Annotated in this window: 22 protein-coding genes and 1 pseudogene; 8 read left to right on the top strand and 15 right to left on the bottom strand. The window is 25.8% G+C overall.

Features of this window, described 5'->3' with window-relative positions; translation table 11 throughout:
• The 4 genes and pseudogenes from ACWYO2_RS00810 to ACWYO2_RS00795 all read right to left on the bottom strand — a co-directional run.
• Positions 1 to 1,156, bottom strand: a pseudogene (locus ACWYO2_RS00810) (hypothetical protein); the annotation flags it as partial.
• A 158-nt stretch (positions 1,157 to 1,314) separates the two neighbouring features.
• Positions 1,315 to 2,364: an extracellular solute-binding protein gene (locus ACWYO2_RS00805; protein ID WP_455514596.1), complete on the bottom strand. Its 1,050-nt coding sequence runs from the start codon at positions 2,362 to 2,364 to the stop codon at positions 1,315 to 1,317.
• 1 nt (position 2,365) lies between these two features.
• The gene (locus ACWYO2_RS00800) at positions 2,366 to 3,790 is read right to left on the bottom strand and encodes a UDP-N-acetylmuramoyl-L-alanyl-D-glutamate--2,6-diaminopimelate ligase (protein WP_455514595.1); all 1,425 of its coding nucleotides are present in this window, start codon (positions 3,788 to 3,790) and stop codon (positions 2,366 to 2,368) included.
• Between the two features lie 13 nt (positions 3,791 to 3,803).
• Complete coding sequence (locus ACWYO2_RS00795; RefSeq protein ID WP_455514594.1) at positions 3,804 to 5,516, bottom strand: acyltransferase family protein; 1,713 nt, start codon at positions 5,514 to 5,516, stop codon at positions 3,804 to 3,806.
• Positions 5,517 to 5,643: 127 nt separating this feature from the next.
• Between ACWYO2_RS00795 and mgtE (ACWYO2_RS00790) the strand changes: the two genes are divergently transcribed.
• Positions 5,644 to 6,981 carry a magnesium transporter gene (gene mgtE / locus ACWYO2_RS00790; protein ID WP_455514593.1) on the top strand — a complete coding sequence of 446 codons (1,338 nt, stop codon included), beginning with the start codon at positions 5,644 to 5,646 and terminating at the stop codon, positions 6,979 to 6,981.
• Complete coding sequence (mgtE, locus tag ACWYO2_RS00785; protein WP_455514592.1) at positions 6,982 to 8,346, top strand: magnesium transporter; 1,365 nt, start codon at positions 6,982 to 6,984, stop codon at positions 8,344 to 8,346.
• Positions 8,347 to 8,367: 21 nt separating this feature from the next.
• Here mgtE (ACWYO2_RS00785) and ACWYO2_RS00780 read toward each other — a convergent pair whose 3' ends face one another.
• Genes ACWYO2_RS00780 through pth form a run of 3 tightly spaced genes read right to left on the bottom strand, consistent with a single transcriptional unit; the run spans position 8,368 to position 12,529 of the window.
• Positions 8,368 to 9,804 (bottom strand): leucyl aminopeptidase, encoded by a 1,437-nt coding sequence (locus ACWYO2_RS00780; protein ID WP_455514591.1) that lies wholly within the window; start codon positions 9,802 to 9,804, stop codon positions 8,368 to 8,370.
• Positions 9,805 to 9,815: 11 nt separating this feature from the next.
• Complete coding sequence (locus tag ACWYO2_RS00775; RefSeq protein WP_455514590.1) at positions 9,816 to 11,438, bottom strand: Na/Pi cotransporter family protein; 1,623 nt, start codon at positions 11,436 to 11,438, stop codon at positions 9,816 to 9,818.
• A gap of 5 nt (positions 11,439 to 11,443) precedes the next feature.
• Positions 11,444 to 12,529, bottom strand: coding sequence for an aminoacyl-tRNA hydrolase (gene pth / locus ACWYO2_RS00770; RefSeq protein ID WP_455514589.1), 1,086 nt, complete (start codon positions 12,527 to 12,529; stop codon positions 11,444 to 11,446).
• Positions 12,530 to 13,214: 685 nt separating this feature from the next.
• Between pth and ACWYO2_RS00765 the strand changes: the two genes are divergently transcribed.
• Positions 13,215 to 14,549 carry a DnaA ATPase domain-containing protein gene (locus tag ACWYO2_RS00765; RefSeq protein WP_455514588.1) on the top strand — a complete coding sequence of 445 codons (1,335 nt, stop codon included), beginning with the start codon at positions 13,215 to 13,217 and terminating at the stop codon, positions 14,547 to 14,549.
• Between the two features lie 24 nt (positions 14,550 to 14,573).
• On the opposite strand, the gene ACWYO2_RS00760 is transcribed toward ACWYO2_RS00765, so the two are convergent.
• Together ACWYO2_RS00760 and era are read right to left on the bottom strand one after the other, a co-directional pair.
• Positions 14,574 to 15,398 (bottom strand): hypothetical protein, encoded by an 825-nt coding sequence (locus ACWYO2_RS00760; RefSeq protein ID WP_455514587.1) that lies wholly within the window; start codon positions 15,396 to 15,398, stop codon positions 14,574 to 14,576.
• Positions 15,399 to 15,409: 11 nt separating this feature from the next.
• Entirely contained in the window at positions 15,410 to 16,303 is an 894-nt protein-coding gene (gene era / locus ACWYO2_RS00755) for a GTPase Era (protein ID WP_455514586.1), read from the bottom strand.
• A gap of 159 nt (positions 16,304 to 16,462) precedes the next feature.
• Here era and aphA point away from each other — a divergent pair, with 159 nt between their 5' ends.
• Positions 16,463 to 17,209 carry an acid phosphatase AphA gene (gene aphA, locus ACWYO2_RS00750; protein WP_455514585.1) on the top strand — a complete coding sequence of 249 codons (747 nt, stop codon included), beginning with the start codon at positions 16,463 to 16,465 and terminating at the stop codon, positions 17,207 to 17,209.
• Between the two features lie 47 nt (positions 17,210 to 17,256).
• Here the strand turns inward: aphA and ACWYO2_RS00745 are convergent, their stop codons facing one another.
• Complete coding sequence (locus ACWYO2_RS00745) at positions 17,257 to 18,486, bottom strand: phosphoglycerate kinase (RefSeq protein ID WP_455514584.1); 1,230 nt, start codon at positions 18,484 to 18,486, stop codon at positions 17,257 to 17,259.
• 209 nt (positions 18,487 to 18,695) lie between these two features.
• On the opposite strand from ACWYO2_RS00745, the gene ACWYO2_RS00740 reads away from it, so the two are divergent.
• From ACWYO2_RS00740 to ACWYO2_RS00725, 4 genes are all read left to right on the top strand, one after another.
• Positions 18,696 to 20,636, top strand: a complete 1,941-nt coding sequence (locus ACWYO2_RS00740; RefSeq protein ID WP_455514583.1) for a YadA-like family protein — start codon at positions 18,696 to 18,698, stop codon at positions 20,634 to 20,636.
• 93 nt (positions 20,637 to 20,729) lie between these two features.
• Positions 20,730 to 21,644, top strand: coding sequence for a cation diffusion facilitator family transporter (locus ACWYO2_RS00735; protein WP_455514582.1), 915 nt, complete (start codon positions 20,730 to 20,732; stop codon positions 21,642 to 21,644).
• A gap of 361 nt (positions 21,645 to 22,005) precedes the next feature.
• Positions 22,006 to 22,278 (top strand): type II toxin-antitoxin system RelB/DinJ family antitoxin, encoded by a 273-nt coding sequence (locus tag ACWYO2_RS00730; RefSeq protein WP_455514581.1) that lies wholly within the window; start codon positions 22,006 to 22,008, stop codon positions 22,276 to 22,278.
• On the top strand, positions 22,275 to 22,556 hold the full coding sequence (locus ACWYO2_RS00725) for a type II toxin-antitoxin system YafQ family toxin (RefSeq protein ID WP_455514580.1): 282 nt from the start codon (positions 22,275 to 22,277) through the stop codon (positions 22,554 to 22,556). The genes ACWYO2_RS00730 and ACWYO2_RS00725 overlap by 4 nt, the downstream gene beginning before the upstream one ends.
• Positions 22,557 to 22,765: 209 nt before the next feature.
• Here ACWYO2_RS00725 and ACWYO2_RS00720 read toward each other — a convergent pair whose 3' ends face one another.
• From ACWYO2_RS00720 to ACWYO2_RS00700, 5 genes are all read right to left on the bottom strand, one after another.
• Positions 22,766 to 23,476, bottom strand: a complete 711-nt coding sequence (locus ACWYO2_RS00720) for an LrgB family protein (protein WP_455514579.1) — start codon at positions 23,474 to 23,476, stop codon at positions 22,766 to 22,768.
• The gene (locus tag ACWYO2_RS00715; protein ID WP_455514578.1) at positions 23,454 to 23,825 is read right to left on the bottom strand and encodes a CidA/LrgA family protein; all 372 of its coding nucleotides are present in this window, start codon (positions 23,823 to 23,825) and stop codon (positions 23,454 to 23,456) included. Before ACWYO2_RS00715 ends, ACWYO2_RS00720 begins: the two co-directional genes overlap by 23 nt.
• Entirely contained in the window at positions 23,822 to 24,202 is a 381-nt protein-coding gene (locus tag ACWYO2_RS00710) for a response regulator (RefSeq protein WP_455514577.1), read from the bottom strand. The genes ACWYO2_RS00715 and ACWYO2_RS00710 overlap by 4 nt, the downstream gene beginning before the upstream one ends.
• 1 nt (position 24,203) lies before the next feature.
• Complete coding sequence (locus tag ACWYO2_RS00705; protein ID WP_455514576.1) at positions 24,204 to 25,022, bottom strand: HAD family hydrolase; 819 nt, start codon at positions 25,020 to 25,022, stop codon at positions 24,204 to 24,206.
• Positions 25,023 to 25,173: 151 nt separating this feature from the next.
• On the bottom strand, positions 25,174 to 26,310 hold the full coding sequence (locus tag ACWYO2_RS00700; RefSeq protein WP_455514575.1) for a toxin-antitoxin system YwqK family antitoxin: 1,137 nt from the start codon (positions 26,308 to 26,310) through the stop codon (positions 25,174 to 25,176).
• Between the last annotated feature and the right edge of the window lie 153 nt (positions 26,311 to 26,463).

Below are 26,463 nucleotides of genomic sequence, written 5' to 3'. Positions count from 1 at the left end.
AATAATATTTATATGATCCTTCTTTTACCCCATTTTTATATGTTCCTTCTACTATATCTCCATTGTTAAAATAATATTTATAAGAACCTTCTTTTTTACCGTTTTTATATGTTCCTTCTGCTCTATCTCCATCATTCCAATAATATTTATATGGTCCTTCTTTTACCATATTTTTATATGTTCCTTCTTCTATATCTCCATTGTTAAAATAATATTTATAAGAATCTTCTTTTTTACCGTTTTTATATGTTCCTTCTGCTTTAGAACCATCTTTAAAATATTCTATATACGGTCCTTCTTTTACCCCATTTTTATTGGTTCCTTCTTCTATATCTCCATTGTTAAAATAATATTTATAAGAATCTTCTTTTTTACCGTTTTTATATGTTCCTTCTTCTCTATCACCATCATACACATAAATTGTATATAGTCCTTCAAGTACACCATTTTTATATGTTCCTTCTTCTCTATCACCATCTTTAAAATAAATCGTATATGGTCCTTCAAGTGCACCATTTTTATATGTTCCTTCTGCTATATCTCCATCATTCCAATAATATTTATAAGAACCTTCTTTTTTTCCGTTTTTATATGTTCCTTCTTCTATATCTCCGTCATTCAAATAATATTTATAAGAACCTTCTCTTTTCCCGTTTTTATATGTTCCTTCTTCTATATCTCCGTCATTCAAATAATATTTATAAGAACCTTCTTTTTCCCCGTTTTTATATGTTCCTTCTTCTATATCTCCACTCTTAAAATAATATTTATAAGAACCTTCTCTTTTTCCATTTTTATATGTTCCTTCTTCTCTATCACCATCATACACATAAATTGTATATAGTCCTTCAAGTACACCATTTTTATATGTTCCTTCTTCTCTAGTACCATCATTCCAATAATATTTATAAGAACCTTCTTTTTTTCCGTTTTTATATGTTCCTTCTTCTCTATCACCATCATACACATAAATTGTATATAGTCCTTCAAGTACACCATTTTTATATGTTCCTTCTTCTATATCTCCACTCTTAAAATAATATTTATATGGTCCTTCTTTCTTATTATTCACTACATTAACTTTTAATATACTTCCATCTTCATATTTAAACTCTTGCATTAGAAAATTTGATGATATAATTTTTTCTTTTCCCATTTTATCGTTCTCCTTTTAAACAAATATTTTATTTATAATATACCACACCTTTAACAAAAGTCAATTAAATTATAAGTGATTTTCTATATTTACTTATTTTAAAAGTCGTAATTCTATAAGAACTACGACTTTTACTATGTTTTATTTATAATCTTTTATTATTTACCTGATTTAATTTCAGTCCATACCTTATCTTGAGCTTCTTTTGTTTCTTCATCTAATGCTCTTGGTAATTTTGCTTTTTTAAGTATTTCTTCACTACTTACTATTGGTTTTACTTCTGAAATTTCTTCTACCCCTTTTATTATACTTGGATTTCTAAGAACTTTAAGAACTTCTTTAAAGTTTTCTGGTCTATATAAAAATTCTAAGAACTTATACGCATTTTCTTTATTAGGTGAATTTTTTGTTATAGCCATACTATCTATATACATCATAGCTCCTTGAGGTATGAAGTAATCATAATTTTCTTCACCTTTTCCTTCTAATTCATAATAAATATCTGGGTATCCATGAACTACTATAAATTCTCCACTTGCCATTCCTTTTCCTGAAGCGTTTGAATCAAATTTAGATAAATTTTTAGCCCAACTTTGTATTTTTTCTTTAGCTTTTGCTAATTCTTCTGGATTTTTACTATCTGATTCAAATCCTAAATATTGAAGAGCTAACCCTAAAACTTCACGCCCATCATCAAGCATAGTCATTCTCTTTTTAAACTTTTCTTCTAAGAATATATCAGGTGTTTTAGGATAATCTTTACCAACAACTTTTGTATTTACTGTTATACCTGTTGCCATATATGAATATGGTATAGTATAATTTAATCCTTCATCATAAGTTTTAGAAATTTCTAATAAATTTAATTTTTCATCAAAATTTTCAAAAGTTTTCCCTAATTTTGATTTATCTAATTTTTCAAGTAAATCAGAATTTATCATTACAGGAACATAATCTGTTGATGGTGATACTATATCATATTGATCAGATCCTGCAAGTAATTTTGCTATCATAGTATCATTATTATCATAAAAACTTAAATTAACCTTAATTCCTGTTTCTTTTTCAAAATCTTGAATAACTTTATCTGGAACAAAATAAGTCCAACTGTAAATATTCAATTCTTTTGAATCCTTATTTTCTGATTTTGAACCACAACTTACAACTAACATAAAAATAGTTGTTAATAAAAATAGAATTTTTTTCAATTTATCTACCTCCTAAATATTTTCTTGCCACTTCTCTATCATCAAAATGTATTTTAGTATGACCTATTATTTGATAATCTTCATGACCTTTACCAGCGATTAGTATTATATCATTTTTTTGTGAATTTTGCACAGCTTTTTTTATAGCTTCTTCTCTATCTGTAATTCTATAATATTTTTTATTACTCATTCCTTTTTCTATATCATCTAATATACTTTCCGGATCTTCTGTTCTTGGATTATCAGATGTCATATATACAACATCACTGTATTTTGATGCCATTTGTGCCATTAAAGGTCTTTTAGTTTTATCTCTATCCCCACCTGCACCAAATACAGTAATTATTCTATTTTTTTTCATATTCTGTAATGTTTCTAATATATTTTCTAGTCCATCTGGAGTATGAGCATAATCTACTACAACCATTATTTCTTTATCATTATCAATTAATTCAAATCTACCAGATATAGAATTTAATTCTTTTATACATTCTATTGCATAAGAAATATCTATTCCTTGTTGAAGTATAACAAGTAATACTCCTAATATATTTTGTAGATTATATTCCCCCATAAGTTTAGTTACAAACTCATAATCTTTACCTAATACACTAACTTTTACCTTCATTCCTTTTAATGTATATTCTAATATTTCACCTGTAATATCTGCATCTTCTTTTAATGAAAAACTTTGAGATTTATTCAATAATCTTCTACAATATACATCATCTTTATTAATTATTAGTTTATTTCCTCTTAAATGATTTAATATCATCGCTTTTGCATTAAAATAGTTTTCCATAGTTTTATGAAAATCTAAATGATCTTGTGTTAAATTCGTAAATATCGCAGAATCAAACATAAGCATATTTACACGTCCTTGATAAAGAGCGTGTGAACTTACTTCCATCAAGAAATATTCTACACCTTTTTTTACACTTTCATCCATCATTTTAATTAAATCTAATGATTCTGGTGTTGTATTATTCGTTGGATATTCTTTGTCTAATATTCTACATCCCGTTGTTCCTATTCTCGAAGAATTTTTAAGAATAGATTCTAATATATATGTTGATGTTGTTTTACCGTTAGTACCTGTAACACCTATTACTTTTAATTTATTTTGAGGATAATCAAAGAAATTAGAGGCTATAAATCCTAACTTATTTCTCAAATCATCAACTTGAATTATCCATATTCCTTCAGGATAACTTAAATCCAATCTTTCCACTATCAGCATTTTAGCACCATTTTCAATAGCTTTATCTATATAGGAATGACCATCAACTAAGCTACCTATAAGAGCTACAAATATGTCGTTTTCTTTAATTTTTCTTGAATCATATTGTATATCATTTACTTTAAATTCGATCCCTTTACTTAATATTTTATATTCTATTCCATTAAAAATCTTTTGAATATCCATACAAATATACTCCTTATTTTAAATTATCAGATATTAACTTAACATATTTTTTTACACCATCTATTTTAGGATGTGTTCCGTCTTTATAAAAGATTGCTTTATTTCCTTTTGCAACTTTATACCAATCAATTACTTTTACATTTGAATTTTCAGAAGCTATAGTATCTAAAAAATTATTTACACTTTTTTCCCAAGATTGTGGCACTACTGAATTTATGAAATACACCTTTCTATCCCCTAATATTTCTAGACTTCTATCCATATCTTTTTGAGAGATTGTTCCATTTGTTCCAAGACCTATTACTACTGTATTATACAATTTACCTTGTTTATCCATTGCCATCAATATTTTTGGCAATTCTGAAAACTGTCTTGATACTTTAGAATTTACTTCTGCATTTGGATAAGTGTTTTGTATTTCTATCTTTGCCATTTCCATAACAGAATCTCCAACAAATGTTATTTTATCCATATTTTTTTCTTGTGAATTTTCATTAGATTCTTTTGTTGTTTCTTCTGTTGTTTTTACCTCTTCTTTTTCTTTATTCTCAATTTCTTTTGTTTTTTCACTTATCTCTTCTCTAATTTTATTTAATTCTTCAAGATCTTTATTTTCATAATTAGGAACTGAATATGCTAGTATTGCTATTAGAGCTAACATTATTAAACTAACTTTTCTCATTAATCTCTCCCTTCTTTTAAAGATTTGGTAGAAAATTTCTGATACTGCTACTAAAATTAATATTTCAATTAAGAATTTTAAATAAAAATCCATTTCTGACCATTTAAATATTTCTCTCATCATTATCATTATTGGATATTGCCATAAATAATATTGATATTCTCTACTTCCAAACTCTGCTATAACATCATATATTCTACTTATTATTGGTATTCTTACTTTTTTTATATTTACTTTAATAGCAAGTGCAGGTATAAAACTAACACCTAAACTAAGTAAAAATAGTCCACCATAATAATTAAAGCTACTTTGATAATCAAAGAATAAAGCATAAAATATTAAGAATATATATGTAATAACTGATATTATCAGTATTGTTGCCTTTTGTTCATCTTCCAATTTTTTCTTATTAGCATAATATGCCGCAACTGCAGCACTTATAAAGAACGTAAAAATTCTTGTATCAGTTCCATAATATATTTCAGAAAAATCTCTACCTAAATATAGCTTATATCCCATAATTATTGCAGAAATTATACTTAATACTGTAAATATCCCTGATATTATATTATCAGATAATTTTAGTTTTTTAAATCCTTTTATCATTACAGGAAGTAGTATATATACTTGCATTTGTAACGATAGAGCCCAAATATGAGTTAATGGTAATAAGGTATTATATCCATCAAAATATGATATTTTATAAATTATTTGATATATATTATTTAAACTTAATACAGAAAATATCATACTTAATCTATATTTTTCTTCAAATCCTCCATTAAAATAATATAGAAATAAGGAAGAAATTAATATTACCATTAAAAGACTAGGATATATTTTAATTACTCTTTTTTTTAATTCTCCCCATATACTAAATTCTTTTGTTAATAAAGAATTAGTAATTAAATACCCACTTAAGGCAAAAAATACTATAACCCCTATATAAGTTCCTTTAAAATAGAACCAATGATAACACGATATCATAATTAAAGATACCGCTCTTAAAAAATCTAAACTTTTCAATCTTTTCACTTTATCCACAACATTCCTTTTCAATTTATAAGTACCTTTTATATTACTCCTTTTTAGGTTTATAGTCAAGATACTTATTGATATATGATATAAAATAAGATATAATTATATATATTTGAAGAATAGGAGGTTTTTTATGGAATTAAAAGAAGAAATAGAAAACGGAAATTTATTAAGTCTTAAAGATGAATTAATTGATACAAACTCTGTTGATTTAGCACAAAGTTTGGATGAATTAAATCTCGAAGATATATTAAAAATCTTTAACTTAATAGGTACTGAAAAAGCCTCGGAAGTTTTTCCTTATCTTTCTATAGATTTACGTGAAAACTTAATACTAAATCTTTCTAACGACTTTCTTCATGAACTTTTAGAATATCTATATACAGATGATATTAAGGATATACTTGATTATGAAAATAAAGAAGTTGAAGAAAAAATATTTGAAATTGCATCTCATAGTAGAAAAATGCAATTAAATATGCAATTAAACTATAATGAAAATTCAGCTGGATCTATAATGTCTGCTGATTTTGTTAAAATTTCTCAAGATGATAGTGCTTTTATTGCAATGAAAAAAATTAAATCTCAAGAAAAAATTGCTGAAACTATATCTTATTGTTATGTAACTAATGAGAATTCAATATTGATAGGTCTTGTTTCTATGAAAGATATATTAATTTCTCAAGATGATACTTTAATAGGTGATATTATGGAAACGGATGTTATTTCTGTTGATGTAGATGATGATCAAGAATATGTTGCTCAAACTATGTCAAAATATGACCTTTTAGCTTTACCTGTTGTAGATAATAATCACCATATACTTGGTATTGTTACTATAGATGACGTACTAGATATTATAGAATCTGAAACAACAGAAGATATACAACGTATGAGTGGGATTAATCCTACAGATGGTAATTATTTAGATCAATCTAGTTTTGAAATTAGTAAAAGTAGAATTGCTTGGCTTTTAATTCTTATGGTTTCTGCAACAGTTTCTGGAAGTATAGTCACAGCAAATAGTGATATTACTTCTATTAGCTCTATATTAGCATTTATGCCTATGATAATGGATACAGCAGGTAATGCCGGTTGTCAATCTAGTGCTATGGTAATTCGTGGAATTATAGTTGATGATATGAAATTTTCTAACTTATTTAGTATTATAAAAAAAGAATTGTATAATTCTTTAATACTTGGAAGTATTCTTTTTATTATAAACACCTTAAGAATTATAATATTTATGCCATCAGTTAAATGGGAAACAGCAATACTTGTTTCACTTACCATATTAATTATAGTCACAACAGCTAATTTAATAGGTGGTATTCTTCCTATGATAGGTCTTTATTTAAAACTTGACCCAGCTAGTATGAGTGGTCCCGTCCTTACAACAGCTTGCGATGCTATATCACTTACTACCTACTTTACTTTAGCTCGTATTTTTATTGCAGGAGGTTTAATATAGATGGTTTATACTAAAGAACAATTATTTAACATTTTACCTGAATTTATTAAAGAAAAAAATGTTGATGGAATTAGACATATATTTACTGAATATAACATAGTTGATTTATCTGAAATATTTGAAGAATTAGATATAAATGAAGCTATCTTCACTTTCAGAATATTACCCAAAGATATTAGTGCTGAACTTTTTTCTTATTTAAGTCCAACAAAACAACAAAGACTTATAGAAATATTAAGTTCTCATGATGTATTTAATATAATAAATAATATGTTTAGTGATGATATTATAGAATTTATGGAAGAAATGCCTGCTAATGTTATAAAAAAAATACTTGCATCTGTTCCAGATAAAGACAGAAAAGAAATTAACACTCTTTTAAGTTATAAAGAATTTACAGCTGGATATATGATGTCTTCAGATTTTGTTGAACTTAGAAGTAATATCACGGTAGAAGAAGCTATAAAAATTATAAAACATAAAGCAGAATTAGTTGAAACAATTAATGTTTGCTACATAAGGGATGCCTCTAGAAAATATTTAGGAGTTGTTCATTTAAGAAATATAATAGTAGCTAGAGATGATACATTACTTGAAGATTTAATAGAGGAAAGTGATATTTATGTATATAGTAATACTGACCAAGAAGAAGTTGCTAAAATGTTACAAGAATATGATATTACATCTATTCCTGTACTAAATGATCAAAATAAATTAATAGGAATTATAACAGCCGATGACGTAATTGACGTATTAGTTGAAGAAGCAACAGAAGATATACATAAAATGGTTGGGGTTAATCATATAGAAGGTTCTTATTTAAATACTTCTATTATAGAAATGGTTAAATCTCGTATTTCTTGGCTTTTAATCCTTATGATTTCTGGTTCTTTTACTGGATATATACTTCAAACTTTTGAAGATAAATTAAGTGCTGTGGCAATACTTGCTGCTTCTATTCCTGTTATAATGTCAACTTCAGGAAATGCTGGTAGTCAATCAAGTTCATCAGTAATACGTGCTATAATAGTTGAAAATTTAACCTTAAAAAAGAATTTCTTTGATATTATAAAAAAAGAATTTTTAGTAAGTTTGCAATGTGGTGCAATAATATTTATAGTCAATATTTTAAGATTATTATTACTTAATAATTCAGGAATGAACTTAAATACAGCTATAGTTATATCACTTGCAATCGTTCTTTCACTAACTCTTGCCAATATTGTAGGAGGTTTACTTCCTTTAATATCTGAAGCATTTAACATAGACCCAGCAAGTATGGCATCTCCTGTAATCACAACTTTAGTTGATGCAGTTAGTTTATTTGTTTATTTTACACTTGCTATAGCAATATTAAAGATATAAAAAAAGAGCTTACGCTCTTTTTTATTTTAATCCTTCTAAATAATTATATAATGTCTTAATATGTACTCCTGTTGCTCCTACTGGTAAATATCCATAAGCTTTAGATAAAAAGGCTGTTCCTGCTATATCTAAATGTACCCAAGGTGTATTATTAACAAATTCTCCTATAAATAAACCAGCTGTTATAGTTCCTCCCATTCTTCCACCTGAGTTTTTAATATCAGCAACTCTTGAATTGTTTAATTGTTTAAATTCATCAGATGTTGGAAGTAACCATATTGGTTCTCCTGCTTCTTTTGAAGCTTCTAAAATATCTTTAAATAATTCTTTATTATTTGTTACAGAACCTGTATAGTATTCTGAAAGAGCTACAAGACATGCTCCTGTTAAAGTCGCTAAATCTATTATTTTATCTGCTTTTAAAACAGTTGAAGCATAATATACAGCATCAGCTAAAGTTAATCTTCCTTCTGCATCTGTATTATCTACTTCTATAGTCTTCCCTGCCATAGAACCTATGATATCCCCTGGTTTATATGCATCTCCACTTATAGAATTCTCACAAGCTGCTACAACTCCATATACATTTGTTTTAACATTATTCTTTGCTAAGGCAAGCATAGTTCCTATAACTGTTCCTGCACCTCCCATATCGCAAAACATTGTTTTCATTCCATCATTTGGTTTTATAGAATATCCACCTGTATCATAAGTTACTCCTTTTCCAACTAATGCAACTTTTTCTGTACTTTCTGAATTATTCATATATTCCATAACTATCAATCTAGGTTTATTACTTGATCCTCTTGCAACTGATAGATAAGCTTCCATTCCTAATTCTTTTATTTCTTTTTCTTCATATATTTTTACTTTTACTCCAAATTTTTCTAATTCTTCTTTTGTAATGTTAGCTAAAGTTTCTGGATATATATAGTTTGAAGGAAGATTTACTAAATCTCTTGTAAAGTACACTCCATCCATAATATTTTGGATTTTTAGAAGTTCTGCTACTACTTTTTCTTCTTTTTCTTCTTCTATATCAAATCTTACATTTAACTCAAATTCATCTTCTTTTTTACTTTTAAATCTATCGTATGTATATCCTGCATGAAGTATCCCTTCATATGCAGCACCATAAGTTTTTCTTGTACATAAACCATTTAATTTAGGTATATATACTTTAACTTCAGGTTCTTTTTTAACTTCTAATTCTTTAGCAAATTTAAAGAATATTTTTCTAACCTTATCTAATGTTAAGTCTTTTTCTTTTCCTAAACCAACAAAAACATATCTTTGTTTATCTTCAAGATCTCTATAAACAACAATTTCTCCTTCTTTACCAGAGAATAATCCTTTTTTATTCAATTTTTCAAATACTTCATTTTCTATTTTATCTTCTTCAAATAATAAAATAGCTTCTAATTCATTTACTAATTCTTCTTCTAATTTAAAACTCATAATTTTATCTCCTACATTCTATTTTCTAATACATTTTCAACTATATTTCTTGCATGATCACACACTCTTGTAAAGTGAGAAATTAAATCTATATAATAAAGTCCTGAATGAATTTCACATTCTTGATTACTTACTCTTTTAATATGATTTTTTCTTACTTTTTTTTCATAACTATATATCTTATTATGTAAATCAAGAGCCTCTATTGCTTTTTCTTTATCTGAATTTTTAAGTGCATCTATTGCACATTTTATCATATCGGTTGATATTTGTAATAAATTATCTATTTCATTTTGTGCTGTTTCAGAATATTTTAATCCTTTCTTTATTTGATATTTTACATCATTTACTATACCAAATGCGTGATCTCCTATTCTTTCAATATCTCTACACATATCTAAATATATACTTATTTCTTCTCCTTCTTTAACATTTAAATGTTCTCTAGAAAGTTCTGTCAAATATTTAGTTATTTCTTGATCTAAATTATTTACTCCATCTTCATGTTTTTCTAATTTTTCAGCTAATTTTTCATCATGATTTTTAAAGTAAACAACTGAATCTCCTAAATTTTTCATAGCAAGTTCTGTCATGTGTATTATTTCTTGTTTTACTTGACCTAATGCTATAGCCGGTGTTTTTAATAATATTTTATCTAAATATTTTATTATATATCCTTGTTTTTCATTATCATCTTTAATTAGTTTTGTTACTATATAAGCTAAAACTCCTATGAAAGGGAATAATAATATAGTATTTATAGTATTAAATGACCCATGAGCAAAGGCTATTGTAAGTTTTGGTGTTAAATGTAAAATTTCTTGCATTTTTTCTATAAACATCGTAAATGGTGTTAAGAATATCAAGAAAATTATAGTTCCTATAACATTAAATAATACATGAGAAAGTGCTATTCTTTTAGCATCTGAATTAGCACCTATTACTGCTATTACTGCTGTTATAGTTGTACCTATATTATCTCCAAATAAAACAGGTAAAGTTGCCTTTAAAGTAATTAAACCATCTTGATGTAAATTTTGTAATATACTAATTGTTGCACTTGAAGCTTGAACAAGCATAGTTATACCTGTACCAACAAATACTCCAAGTATAGGCGTATTACTTAATTGTACTGTTAAATCTTTAAATTCTTGAAGGTCTCTTAATGGATACATTGCATCTGACATTAATGTTAATGCATAAAATATTCCTCCAAAACCAAATAATAATCTTCCAATATTATTTATTGTTTTAGATTTAATAAATGTTTGACACGCTACTCCTAAAAATAGTATAGGTAGTGCATAATGTGTTATATTAAATCCTATAATAAAGGTAGTAAGCGTTGTTCCAATATTAGCTCCCATTATTATTGAAATAGCTTGTTTTATATTTAAAAGTCCTGCTCCTACCAATCCTATAACAATAACAGAAGTTCCTGAGCTAGATTGAATTAGGGCTGTAACTAATATACCAACTAAAACTCCAGAAAAAGGTGAGTTCGTATATTTATCTAATATTTGCCTTAACCTATCTCCAGCAATCATTTGAAGACCATCACCCATATATTTAATACAGAAAAGGAATAATCCCAATCCTCCTAAAAATTCAAAAATAATTTTTTGAAATTCCATAATTTTTAAAAACCTCCTAGTTTATATCTAAAAGCTAATCTTTCAGAATTTTCTGAATAATTAATTTTTGCAATATATATAAATTTTGTTTTTTCTAATAACTTTAACATAGATATATTTTTTTCATGAGTATCCGTATAAATTATAAAACGAGAATCTCTTATAGAAATTCTAATAAGTTTGTCTATAAATAGTTTTCCATAGCCTTTATTATGAAAATTAGAATCTATTATTAATCTATGAATTATAGAATAATTTTCATCTTCTTTTATATTTCTATATGCTTCTTCTTTTTTATATGATAAAGCTGCATAACCAATTATATTATTTTCTACTTCTAAAATATATCCAATTTCTTCTAAAATATCTTGTTCAAAAATTTCCTTACTAGGATATTTGTCATCCCATTGTTGAATATTTTTTTGTTTTTGATATTCAACAGCATTATTTTTTAAAGTTAAAATTTTTTCTAAATCTTTATTTTTGGCTTTTCTTAATTTAGGTTCTTGTTTTTTTTCCTTTTTATTATTCTTTTTTATATTATATTTAGAACTAATATTATTAATATTTTCTCCTTTTAGGAATTCTGAAATAACATCAAAAATATTATTTTTTATTTTTTCTATTTCATTAAATTCTTCTTTAGAAAAATTACCAAGAACATGATTTACAACGCTAATATTATTAGGTTTATTTATACCTATTCTTAGTCTATTAAAATCTTCTCCTAAAACAGAAATAATAGATTTAATTCCATTTTGTCCTCCAGAAGATCCATTAGCTTTTATTTTTATTTCTCCTATTTTAATATCTAAGTCATCATGTATAATTAAAATATCTTTATTTTCTATTTTAAAAAAGTTTTTAATTTCAATTACAGCATTACCACTTAAATTCATAAAGGTTAAAGGTTTTTGAAATAAAATATCTTCTCCGTTTATATTTATTTTTGTATAAAGAGAATTAAATTTATTTTTCCATATAACATTATTAAAGTTATTTAAATATGAATCAAGTATTATAAATCCAATATTATGTCTATTTTTTTCATATTCTTTTCCAGGATTTCCTAGACCAACTATTAGTTTCATAGTCCTCCTAAAGTTTTTTTATCATATAAATTTTATCATTTTTTTAGAAAATTGACTACTAATTTTTTTTGTTAATTATAATATATATATATTTATATATCATTTTATTTATTATCATTATGTTCGTGATTTTGTGTAAAGTCTTTATTTATTATACTTTTCCTATATTTTTTTCGTTCTTATTTTTTCTTATTTTGTGAGAAAATTTTTTAAAAATTTTTTTCTTATTTATTTCACAAGATTTTGTGAATTTTTTAGTTTACGTGAATTTTATTGTGAAAATATTTTAAATATCACGTTAAAAAAATAGAACAGTAAGAGAATAATTTCTTGAAATCTTTTATTTATAAGTTTTTTATTGTGAATAACTAGTGAATTAGTGAATAAATGTAATGTTAATAAATTAAAAGCAACACTCAATCACGTCAAAGTATAATCTAAAGTTTACAATAGGCAAAAAAAGTAAAAAAATTTTGCATGTGAACAACTTTTTTAAAATAGCTAAAAATGGCATTAGGTTGATGTGAATGGATGTGAATAAATTTTTATAAAGGTTGATTTTTAAATGGTTAACAATGGTTTTTTTTATGTGAATAAAGTTTATGTGAATAGTAATTTGAAGTTTGAAAATATGTATTTTTTATGTTAATATAGCTATAGAAAAAAGAAAGGATTTAGATAAGATATGTTTGAACCAAATCAAATATGGGAAGCTATAAAAAATATACTACCAAATAATAATATTAAATTATCAGAGGATATAAATAAAAATGTAAAAGCAAAAGATTTTGAAGATTATTTAGTTTTAGAAGTTTTAGATAAAGATTCATATTTAGAATTAAAATCTTTAAAGGAAAAAATAGAAAGATTGGCAACCAATCAGTTTAAACCCTTAATCCAAAAAAATATCTGTATTGATTTGGTAAAATTGTATGAAGAAGATAATAAGGTAGATACAATAAAACAAGAAGATTTATTTGAATCTAATTTAAATCCAGAATATAGACTAAATAACTATATTGTAGGAGATAATAATATGCATGCTTATGGTCTTGCAACATCTATAGCTAATGTAGAAGGTGCCGATTATAGTCCTTTATTAATATATGGGGATTCAGGGCTTGGAAAAACACATTTGGCACAAGCTATAGGAAATGAGTATACCAGAGAACATAAAAAAAAGGTTAAATATATGACGGCTAATACTTTTACTAATGAATGGCTTGCAACATATATTAATTATGGAAATAATTCTCAAAATAATCCTTTTAACTTTAGAAAACAATTTCAAGATTTAGATATGTTGATAATAGATGACGTACAATTCTTTGAAACTGTTTTTGGAAGAGGAGAAGATAAAACTCAAAAGGAATTTTATGAAGTATTTAATATGCTTTATGAAAAAGGGAAACCTATAATATTAATATCAGATAAATATCCTGATAAGTTTCAAAATGCAGATGAAAGATTAAGAACAAGATTTAAAAGTGGAACTTCTGCAGAGTTAAGATTGCCAGATAAGTCAGTGAGAATGTCAATGATAAAAAATTATGCAGAAACTAATAATTTGGATATAAGTGATGAATTAATAGCATATATATCAGATGAATTAGAAACTAATTTTAGAGAAATTTTGGGAGTTATGAAAACTTTAAAATCTAAAGTTAAATTTTTTGAAAAAAATATAGATAAAGATTTAATTGATGAAGAATTAAATAAAAGAGAAAAGAAAAGAAAAGAAGAAATAACAAAAGAAAAAGTTATGGATGAAGTTTGTAGATATTATAATATAAACAAAGAAGAAATATTAAGTAAGAAAAGAACGAGCGACGTTGTTAAGCCTCGTGATGCTTTTAGATTTATACTTGCAAAAGGTCTTAATATGGAAATTGGAAAGATAGGTAAGATACTAAATACTGATCATAGTGCTGTTTCTAAAGCTATAAAAAAAGTTGAAGAAACAACAGATAAAGAATTAAAAGCAGATATAGCTCAAATAAGAATAAAATTAGGTGTATAAAAAAAACGGATGATTCCGTTTTTTTTATATGTTTTCTATACTAAATTTCTCTTCCATTTTTTCTAATAATAATGAAACTAAACCATCTACAATAGAACGACTAAGAGTTCCAACCCCTAATCTCTCACGTCTAATTATACTTGTTAATATAGCACGTAATCCTAGCATATTAGGATTATTATTTATATATTCTTCAAATGAAGATATTTTCAATAGTTTAGTAGTTTCAGAATATGTATAGTCACAAAATAAAGGATTATGAATAAATTTAATTAATTCATTCGTTTCTTTACCATAATCAGCATAAAATTCAGGGGTTTTTCTATTGTTTGTTGGTAACCATTTAATAGGTTCTTTTTTATCAAATATTTCTTTATAACTTAATATATTATCAAACAGATTTTTTTTGTATGAATATAATTCTAATCTAAATTCTTTAAAATTTTCATCAAGTAATAAAATATCTTCTAATTTTTTTCCGTTATAAATATCTTTTAATATTTTCACTAAAAATTCATTATTTTCATTGTTAAAAAATGAAGTAAAAATATTTTGTAAATTTATAGATAAATTAAATTTTCTTTTTTGTAAAAAATTTTTAAGAAATTCTAAATTAGCCCCATTTCTACCTAAGTATATAGCAAGGTTTATAGCTTCAATATCATTATTATCTTTATCTAGCAATTTAGAAAAAAAAGATAAATCTCTACTATTACTATAAATATATGATATTAAAAAACTATTATTAAAAGTAGTTTCAAAATTTAAATTTTTAATATTTTCTAAAGTTTTTTCTTTATTGTTATATCCATTTATGTAGCATTGAACTACTTTAAAAATATTTTCCATAAATTACCTCTTTATTTCTTTTTATTAATTTCATAACCTAATTCTTTTAACATTCTTTCATTTTTTCTCCAGTTTTTAGAAACTTTAACCCATAATTTTAATGTTATTTTAAGACCGGTAAGAGCTTCTATTTCACGTCTACTTTCTATACCAATTTCTTTAAGTAAAGAACCATTAAGTCCTATTATAATACCTTTTTGACTATTTCTTTCAACATATATATTGACTTCATATCTTCTTTTATCATTTTTTGTTTCAATATCAATAATTTCTACGGCAACACTGTGAGGGATTTCGTCACGAGTTTTAAGTAATATTTTTTCTCTTATAGTTTCTATAACTATTTTGTTAACAGATAAATCAGTATAATAGTCTTCTGGATAAAACCACATGTCATTAGAAAGATAATTTTTAACAACATCAAATATTTTATGTATACCTAGTCCATATTCAGATGATATGGTTATTATCCCTTCAAAATTTCCTAATTTTTCTTTTATTTCTTTTTCTTTATTTAAGATATCTTCATCTGTCATTTGGTCTATTTTATTAATAATTATATATGTAGGAGTATTTGAAAGACGTATATTTTCATTAACAAACATATCTCCGGGACCAATTTCTTGAGTACCATCAAGTACAAAAAAAACAAGGTCACATTCATTAAGAGTTTCTATAGCAATTTCTGTCATATGTTCTCCTAACAGATGTTTTGGTTTATGTATACCTGGAGTATCTACAAATATATATTGGTTATCTCCTTTATTAACTATTCCTCTAATTTTATCACGAGTAGTACCAGATTTATCAGAAACAATAGCAACTTTTTCTTCTATTAATTTATTTATTAAAGTTGATTTACCAACATTAGGTCTACCAACTATGGAAATGAAACCTGATTTCATGAAACCTCCTATTTCTTTTTTTAAAAGTATATCATAAATATATTTTAAATACAATTTTATTAAAAATAATAGTTATATTCTATATTAAATGAAATATATTTTAAAAAATGAAAATATAGGGTATACTTTTATTGAAGTATTTATATTAAGGAGGAATCTATGTTTTTAAAAAGAAAAGTATTAACTTTAACATTATTAGTTGGATTGGGGTTATTTTCTTATTCAGCAGAAAAAGCAGCATACACTCACAAAGGATATACAACTCGTGAACTTGCATTAATAGGAGAAAATAATGCAAAAGAAATTAAATGGGTAAGTGTAGAAGATATTAAGGAAAGTTTAAAAGGAGTTGCACCAATTACAGTAAGTTTTGATATAGATGATACAGTATTGGCTTCAAGTCCATGTTTCTTTTATGGGGCAAATCATTTTAATAAAGATGGAGTAAAATATACAAGAAATCAAGCTTATTGGGATTTTATTGATAAAAATGCTTGTGATGAATATTCTCTTCCAAAATTATCTTCTAAAGAAATAATTAAGATGCATTTAGAAAGAGGAGATAAAGTAATATTTATAACAGGTAGAACAGCAAGTAAAGATTATAGTGTTGATAAGTTAGATTCAACAGCTAAAGTTTTACAAAAAGAATTTGGAATAGTAAATATGCAACCTATATCATATAGAACACCTGAAACAAAGGCAGCAAATAAATACGATAAAACATATTACATAAAAAAATATGGAGTTTCATTACATTATGGAGATAGTGATGATGATATTTTAGCAGCAAGAGAAGCAGGTATAAGAGGAATAAGAGTAGAAAGAGCAACTACAAGTACAAATACATCTGGAGCTTTAAATGGAGGGTTTGGAGAAGAAGTTGTTAAAAATTCATCATACTAATATATAAAAAATGGGATTTTAAAATCCCATTTTTATTTATATCTTAATTAATGTTTATGTGAACATCCACATCCACAAGATTTATCAGCTATTGCAGCAACACCTGGTAATACTTTACCTTCTAAGTATTCAAGTGAAGCTCCACCACCAGTTGATATATGAGAGAATTTATCTGCATATCCAAGTTGAATTGCAGCTGCAGCTGAATCTCCTCCACCTATAACTGTTATAGCATCTGAAAGATGAGCTATAGCTTCACAAACTCCTATAGTTCCTTTAGCGTAATTACTCATTTCAAATACACCCATTGGTCCGTTCCATACAACTGTTTTTGCACCTTCTAATTCTTTTGCAAATAATTTAACAGAATCAGGACCTATATCTAATCCCATATCGTCATCAGCTAAATCATCAACTGAAACAACTTTAAAGTCTACATCATTTTTAAATTCTTTAGCTACTACTGTATCTACAGGTAATATTAATTTGTTTCCTGCTTTTTCAAGTATAGATTTAGCTAATTCTAATTTATCTTCTTCTAATAAAGATTTTCCTGTATTTTTACCTAAAGCTTTTAAGAAAGTGAACATCATTCCACCACCTATTATAACTTTATCAGCTTTATCTAATAAGTTTTCAATAACACCTATTTTGTCACTAACTTTAGCTCCACCTAAGATAGCAACAAATGGTCTTTTAGGTTCATCAACAGCACCACCAATGAATTTTAATTCTTTTTCAACCAAGAATCCAACAGCACTATTTTCAATGTTAGATGCTATACCAACATTTGAAGCGTGTGCTCTATGAGCAGTTCCAAATGCATCGTTTACATAAACATCACCAAGAGATGCCCAATATTTACCTAATTCAGGATCATTTTTAGATTCTTTTTTACCTTCAGGACTTAAATCTTCAAATCTAGTGTTTTCAAACATTAAGATTTCACCAGTTTTTAATTCATTAACAGCAGCTTCTAATTCTGCACCTCTTGTTTGAGGTATGAATTTAACAGGTTTTCCTAATAATTCTTCTAATCTTTTTGCAACCGGTGCTAAAGTTTTAGAAACTTTATCTTCTTCAGTTTTAACTTTTCCTAAGTGAGAGAAAGCTATAACTTTTCCACCGTTTTCTAAGATGTATTTTAATGTAGGAAGTGCAGCTTTAATTCTGTTATCATCTTTAATAACTCCTTCTTTTATAGGAACATTAAAGTCAACACGAACTAATACTTTTTTACCAGCAACTTCTAAATCGTGTAATGTTTTTTTTGCCATGACAATTCTCCTTTGCATTTATATTATATAGTTAATTATATCACTTAACTATTAAATTTTCAAGTTATTTTAAAAATTGTATTTTTGTATAAAGTGTAAATTTTGTGTATAATTAAAATATATTAATTAAAAATTACAATTCAACTATTGACAAAAAATATGGGGGGGGGGGTATACTATTAAAAAAGAAATGAAAGGATGTGGTAAATATGATTAATAAAGGAAATAACAAAAGTATTATTATTTTTTTAACATCTATTTTAATTTTAAGTAATTTGGGATATTCAGATGATTATTCTAATATAGCTCCTGATAAAAGAGATATTTCAATAGGAATAGGAGCAGAACCTGTATATGATACAGGATTAACTCCAGATGGAAATATTACAATAGGTAAAGATAGTTCATCACTAGTTGGTGGTGGACGCCAAGAAAATATGTTTAATTTTATGAAAGATGGTAAAAATCAACCAGGTTCTGTTATGATAGGAAGTTCTACTTTTGGAAGAACTGGAAGTGTAATGATAGGGTCTCATAGATATAAAGGGGAAATGGGAGATGTAGATGTAGACACAACTGTAAAAGGTGGAGCTAGATATGGAAGTGGTTATGGGTATTCCATATATGCTACAACAGTTGGGACAAATAGCTTTACCAACGGTATGCTTGCAACAAATACAGGGAGTTTCTCTATAATCACAGGGAAAAATGATGGAAATTTAGGTTTTTGGGGTGCAAGTGATGCAGTACAAAACTTTGGAGCAACAATAACAGGGTCTTTAAATGCTATAGAATCAAAAACTTCTGATAGTTCATATTCAGGAATTGCAAATTCAATCGTAGGGGTTGCAAATAGAACTTTTAACTCTAATGGTTCATTAATATTTGGTTCTGGAAATGAAATAACAAATTCAATAGAAAATGTAAATGCACCAAGTGGAGGTTCTTTTGATTCTGCTAAAGATATGTCAGAAAAATTAAGAGAAATATTGAAAAAGAGTTCAGGTGGAAGTACTTTAGCAATAGGTGGTGGAAACAAAGCAGATTATACAAAAAATACTTCTATAATAGGAGTTAATAATAGTGTTATAGGTACAAAAGATAAAATTAGTGAATTAAATTATGTTAGTGGGTATAATAATAATTTAGTTAATAGTTCTAAAAGCATAGTTACAGGAACAAATGTTTCTTTGGAAAATACAAAAGGAAATATAGTTTTAGGATTTTCAGATAAAGAAAATAAGGTAATAAATAACAATATTGTTGCAATAGGAAATAATAGTAATGTTAAATTTGATGGTGGAGTGGCACTGGGAGAATCATCAGTTTCTAATAGAGATAAAGGAATGTTAGGTTATAATCCAGCAACAGATAGTCCTATTACAATGACAGAAATTGTAAAGATGAGTAATAAAGAAGATGAGTATAAACAATTAAATGAAGAAAATATAACTTTAAATAAAGAATTGACAAATCTTAAAGACGATGTTGAAGAAAAACAAAAAGAATATGATAAATTAGATTTTTGGGGTAGATATTCATCAGAAGGTACAAACTTAAAGAAAAAAATAGCAGAAGAAAAAAAGCAAATATCTAATATTGAAAGTAAACAAAATGATATAAATGCTAGTATTAATAAGATGACATCAACTTTTTATTCAAGTTCTGCCGCTATTTCAGTTGGAGACGAAGATAAAGGGATAACTCGTCAAATAACAGGAGTTGCAGCAGGAACTTTTGATACAGATGCAGTGAATGTTGCTCAACTTAAATCTTTAAAATCATATTTTGAAAGTAAAAAATCAGAATCAAATGTAGGGATTGCTTTAGCGTTAGCTGCTGCTAATATGCCACAAATATCTACAAAGGAACATATAATAACTGCAGGATTGGGTTTCTATAAAGGAGAACAAGCATTAGCGGTTGGAATAAATGGAATTACTAGAAATAGATCTTTAAGCTATAAAGCAAGTGCTACATTAAATACTAAAGGAAATGTAGGCTTTGGATTAGGTTTAGGGTATCAATTTGGAAGAGATATTGATAAAGAAAAAGATTATAAAATAAAAGAGTTAGAAAAGAAAAATTTAGCTCTTGAAGAAAAAGTAGAATATCTTATGCAAAAAATGAATGAATTAATCAAGAAATAATGTCTATTACATTTTTAACACAATAAATATTATATGTTAAAATTTGAAAAAAAATAAATTTAATGTATAATATATCTTAGAAACGGAGGAAAAATGAATAAAATAGATTTTTATTATCATCATGATGAACATTTTAAAAAACAATTGAAGTCAAAAAAAACAATATGGATTTCATTGATTTTAACATTAATATTTGCCTTTTTAGAATTATTTGGTGGAATATTTAGTAATTCATTATCATTAGTATCAGACTCTTTTCATATGTTTTCAGATGTTGCAGCATTAGTAATATCTATGATAGCTATATATTATTCAGAAAAAAAACCAACAAAGAGATTTACTTTTGGATATTTAAGATTTGAGATATTAGCTTCATTTTTAAATGGTCTAGCACTTTGTGTGATTTCTTTAGGAATATTGTATGAATCAATAATAAGATTTATACATCCAGTAAATGTTGATTTTAAAACGATGGGAACTATTGCTGTTATAGGATTGATTATTAATATAGTATTAACTGTAATTTTAACAATTAGTTTAAAAAGTGAAGAAAATATGAATGTTAAAAGTGCTTTATTACACTTTACAGGAGATATATTAAATTCAATAGGGGTAATAGTTGCAGCATTTCTTATTCATTTTACAGGAAATATATTATATGATATTATAATAAGCTTTATAATAAGCATTGTTATATTCATAGGTGGAGTAAAGATATTAAAAGAATCAGGATATATTTTAATGGAAACAGTTCCTGAAGGGCTAGAAATAAAAGAAATTAGAGAAAATATTTTAAAAGTAGATGAAAATATACAAGATATACATGAATTTCATTTATGGAGTATTACAGAAGATAAATTTAGTCTATCTTTTCATGTTTTATTAAAAAAATATAACGGAGTAAATGACTATGTTATAGTTAAAAATATTTCTGATATGTTAAAAGAAAAATATGGGATAGAACATGTAAATATACAAATAGAGAATTTAGAAATAAATGAACACTAATTAAATAGGAGCTGTCCATAAATAGAATAATTATCTAAAAACAAAAGAGGAATTTTGATTAAATTTTAATAAAATAACTTGATTATTAAAATTTTTTAATTTTCCTCTTTTTATTATTCTTTTAATAAAAAAATAACCAATTATACTCATAAATACAGATTTTATTACTGTTTTATGGTGTAATTAGTTATGAATTATCAATTAATTTACTCAATTAATAATATAACATCTCAAGGACAATTGCCTTTTTGAACCTACTTTTGTGGATGAATATTAAATAAATATGTTGCTAATAACAACGCTATGTATTGACTAGAAACGAAAATAAGAATATAATATAGACAAGATTGGAGGTTATATTATGGCAAAAACAAATCTAAATATCAGAACAGATAAAGATATAAAAGACCAAGCAGAAGTAATAGTTTCTGAATTAGGGCTTAATATGACAACTGCTATCAATATGTTTTTAAGAACAATCATCAGAGAAAATGGAATTCCTTTTAATTTAAAATTAGAAATACCAAATAATACGACTATCGCAGCTATTAAAGAGGGAAAAGAAATAGTTCATGATAAAAAGGTTAAAGGATATTCAAATATGGATGATTTAAGGAAAGCGCTTGAAGAATGAAATATGAGGTAAAATTTACAACTCAATTTAAAAAAGACCTTAAACTTGCAAAAAAGCAAAACAAAGACATAGAAAAATTATTTAAGGTTGTAGAATTATTAGCTAATGGAGAAAAGTTAGATTTTAAGTATAAGGATCATGATCTATCAGGGAATTACAAAGGAACAAGAGAGTGTCATATTGAACCAGACTGGCTCTTGGTTTATGAATATCAAAATGATGTACTTGTTTTAATGTTGTATAGGTTAGGTTCGTATTCTGAACTATTCAAGAAATAAATTTTAATTAACAAAAAACAACTGGGAACTGTCCACAAATAGAATAATTATCTAAAAACAAAAGAAGAGTTTTAATTAAATTTTAATAATTAAATTAGAAAACTTAGTTATAAAATAAAAGGAGTGAAAATTAAAATAAAATTAAAATTCACTCCATTTTTTTTTAGGATTTTTCACGTTTTATATTCTATTTGTGGACAGACCCTATTTTAATAAAATATTTTAGAAACTATCATATATATTATAGGAGCAAGCCCTACAGTAAATAATCCTGTAACTATAATTGCAAGTCCAGACATTGACCCTTGAATTTCTCCTAATTCAATAGCTTTACTTGTTCCTACAGCGTGTGATGTTGTTCCAAGAGATATACCTTGTGCAATAGGATGATGTATGTGGAAAATATCAAATATTAATTCTCCAAAAACTGCCCCAATATTACCACAAATTATAACCATTATAATAGTTATAGCTTGAATTCCTTGTATTTGTTCAGAAACACCCACAGCTATTGCTGTTGTAACAGATTTAGGTAATACAGAAGATAATATTTCTTTATCAACATCAAGAAGAGCCATAGATATAGCAAGAAGAGATGTAAGAACTAATGTACTAAATCCTATACTAAATAGTATTTCTTTATAATATTTCTTTAATAAATTAAAGTTTTTGTATAAAGGAATAGCTAGAGCAACTGTTGCAGGAATTATCATTGTGTTAAAAATTTCGGCACCGTTGTAATAATTTTCATAAGGAATTTTAAATGTTTCAAGAAAAACTATTATAAAAATTAATGAAAGTACAAGAGGATTAAGTAGAGAACTCTTGACTTTATCTGATAATTTTTTAAATAAAACAAATGTTATTAATGTTAAAAACATTCCAAAAAGAGGATCTTTAGTTAGTTCCATTAGATTCATTTTTTTCACCTCTCTTAATTAAATGTTGAGTTAATCTTCCAACAAAAATTAAAGAAATTATTGTTGAAACAAAACAAATAATAGCAAGTAAAACCCAAATATTCTTTATTTTATTAAAATTAGATATTATTGCAACTCCAGCGGGTATAAATAATATAGCAAGATTATCTGTAAGGAAATTTGAAGTTTTTTCTACTCCTTCAAGTTTAATGATTTTAAATTGAAGTGATAAGAAAAATAGAATAAGTCCTATTACAGAACCTGGTACAGGTATACCTGTTGTTTTACTTATTGTTTGTCCTAGGAAAGAAAATCCTAGAATGTATGTTAATTCTATTAAAATATTCATTTTTGTACCTCTTTATTTTCAAGTAAACTATTTAAGCCTTTTATAAATTCAGATTTTGTAAAAGGTTTTGAAATTAAACCTTTTGCTCCAGATTCTAAAGCAAGTTTTTGATAATAAGGAATAAATAACATAGATGAGCAAATTATAATATTTGCATTAGGATTTTTAGATATAATCCTTTCGGTTGCTTTTAATCCATTTAATACAGGCATGTTAATATCCATTATTACGATAGAAGGATTAATTTCTTCAAATTTCTCAAGAGCACAAAGACCATTGTCAGCTTCGTGCACACTAAAATTATATGCTTCTAAAATTTCTCGTATATTTTTTCTAATATATGAGTTATCATCAACAACAAGAGCAATTTTTTTCATATTAAACCTCTAGATTAAATATTTCTACGATTTTTTTTGCTTCACCATCATTATGATTAGTTTCTATTATTTCTAAATCTTTAGCCATTTCTTTTAAAAGGTATATAGCATTACCCATAACAAAGCCACGACCAACTTCTGTAAGCATTTCAAAATCATTTACAGAATCTCCAAAAGCTATAGCTTCTTCAAGTTTTATTCCATCTCTTTTTAAAACAAATTCAGCAGCAAGAGCTTTGTTAGAATCGTTAGAAAAAATTTCTAAACAATGTTCACCTACAAATACCATATTTAAGTTTTTGTTAGTAAGTTCTTCTCTTAATTTTTTTTGAAGTTTTAATAAACTTTCGTGTTTACCAATAAAATGCATTTTATTGTATGTTTTTGAAATAAATTCTTCATGAGAAACTGTATTAGGGAAATAAGGTTTATCTGGCCTCATAGTTCTATAATATTCTTCTGCTTTTTTATCACGAACAAGCCATACATTTCTAAAATATCCATTTATTAACAAATCTTCTCCACAAGATTTATAGTCTATGCTTGCAATTTCTTTAACAGTTTCAAGATCAAGTGTAGAATTATGTATTTCATTACCCTCTTCATCTAAAATTCTTGTACCGTTAACAGTTATTAATGGTATTTTTACACCTATAGATTCAGCAATTTCTCGAGTAGAAGCTTCTAGTCTACCAGTTGCTATATAGAACTTATAACCACTTTCAACAAGTTTACGTATAACTTTTTTACTGTATTCGCTAACTTCGTGATTATTATTTAATAGCGTTCCATCTAGATCTGTAACGACTGCTTTAAACATATTTATCCTCTCCATATCTTTTTTTTGTATTTGATTTAATTATATCTCAATAAATTTAAAAAATCAAATATTTGAGTATATATAAATGTACCAATAAACTTTTTATTTTTCATCTTAAGTTAATTGGTACATTTTATTTTTCTATATTTTTTTATTTTTCATATCTAATTTCACCGAATATATATGTTATTATTTTTTTTATTGTTCCATCTTTTTTATAAATAAAAGATTTTCCATCTTTTACATCGTTTTTGTAATTTCCTTTTTCTTTAATTTCCCCAGTTTCGTAATAAGTTTTAAATGGTCCATCTTTTACATCATTTTTGTAATTTCCTTTTTCTTTAATTTCCCCAGTTTTGTAATAAGTTTTAAATGATCCATCTTTTACATCATTTTTATAGTTTCCTTCTTCATTAAGCTCCCCAGTTTCGTAATAAGTTTTAAATGGTCCATCTTTTACATCATTTTTATAGTTTCCTTCTTCGTTAAGTTTCCCAGTTTCGTAATAAGTTTTAAATGGTCCATCTAACTCTTCGTTTTTATAAATTCCTTCTTCCTGAAGTACACCTGATTCATAATAAGTTTTAAATGGTCCATCTTTTACATCGTTTTTATAAATTCCTTCTTTCTGAAGTACACCTGATTCATAATAAGTTTTAAATGGTCCATCTGATTCTCCGTTTTTATAAATTCTTTCTTCCTGAAGTACACCTGATTCATAATAAGTTTTAGATATTCCATCTAATTCTCCGTTTTTATAAATTTCTTCTTCCTGAAGTACACCTGATTCATAATAAGTTTTAGATACTCCATCTAATTCTCCGTTTTTATGAATTCCTTCACCCATAAGGGAACCTGATTCATAATAAGTTTTATGTGGTCCATCTAATTCTCCATTTTTATAAATTCCTTCTATTATAAGGGAACCTGATTCATAATAAAGTTTAAATGGTCCATCTGATTCTCCGTTTTTATAAATTCCTTCTCCCACAAGGGAACCTGATCCATAATAACGTTTAAATGGTCCATCTAATTCTCCGTTTTTATAAGTACCTTCTTCTTCTAAGTTTCCATCTATATTATATTTTTCATATGGTCCATCGAGTTCTCCGTTTTTATAAGTACCTTTTTCTAGTAGTTCTCCTGTTTTGTAATATCTTTCATAAGTTCCTTCTTTTTTATTATCTACAACTTTAACTATTAATTTACTTTCATCTTCATATTTAAATACTTGTGCTAAAGAATTTAATGATGTTAAACAAATTAAAAATAATAATAACTTTTTCATTTTATTTTCCTCCTTTTAAAATAATTAATTTATTAATTTCAATAATGTTATATCTAAATTAAATTATTTTGTCAATATAATATATTTATATAATTTTTATATGGTATATAAGTAAAAAATTAGATTTAAAATTTATCGTTATTTATTTAAAGA

Source organism: Pseudostreptobacillus sp., from assembly GCF_977040545.1.
The sequence above is the reverse complement of the archived record's forward strand: the minus strand, read 5'-3'. Positions and strand labels throughout refer to the sequence as shown.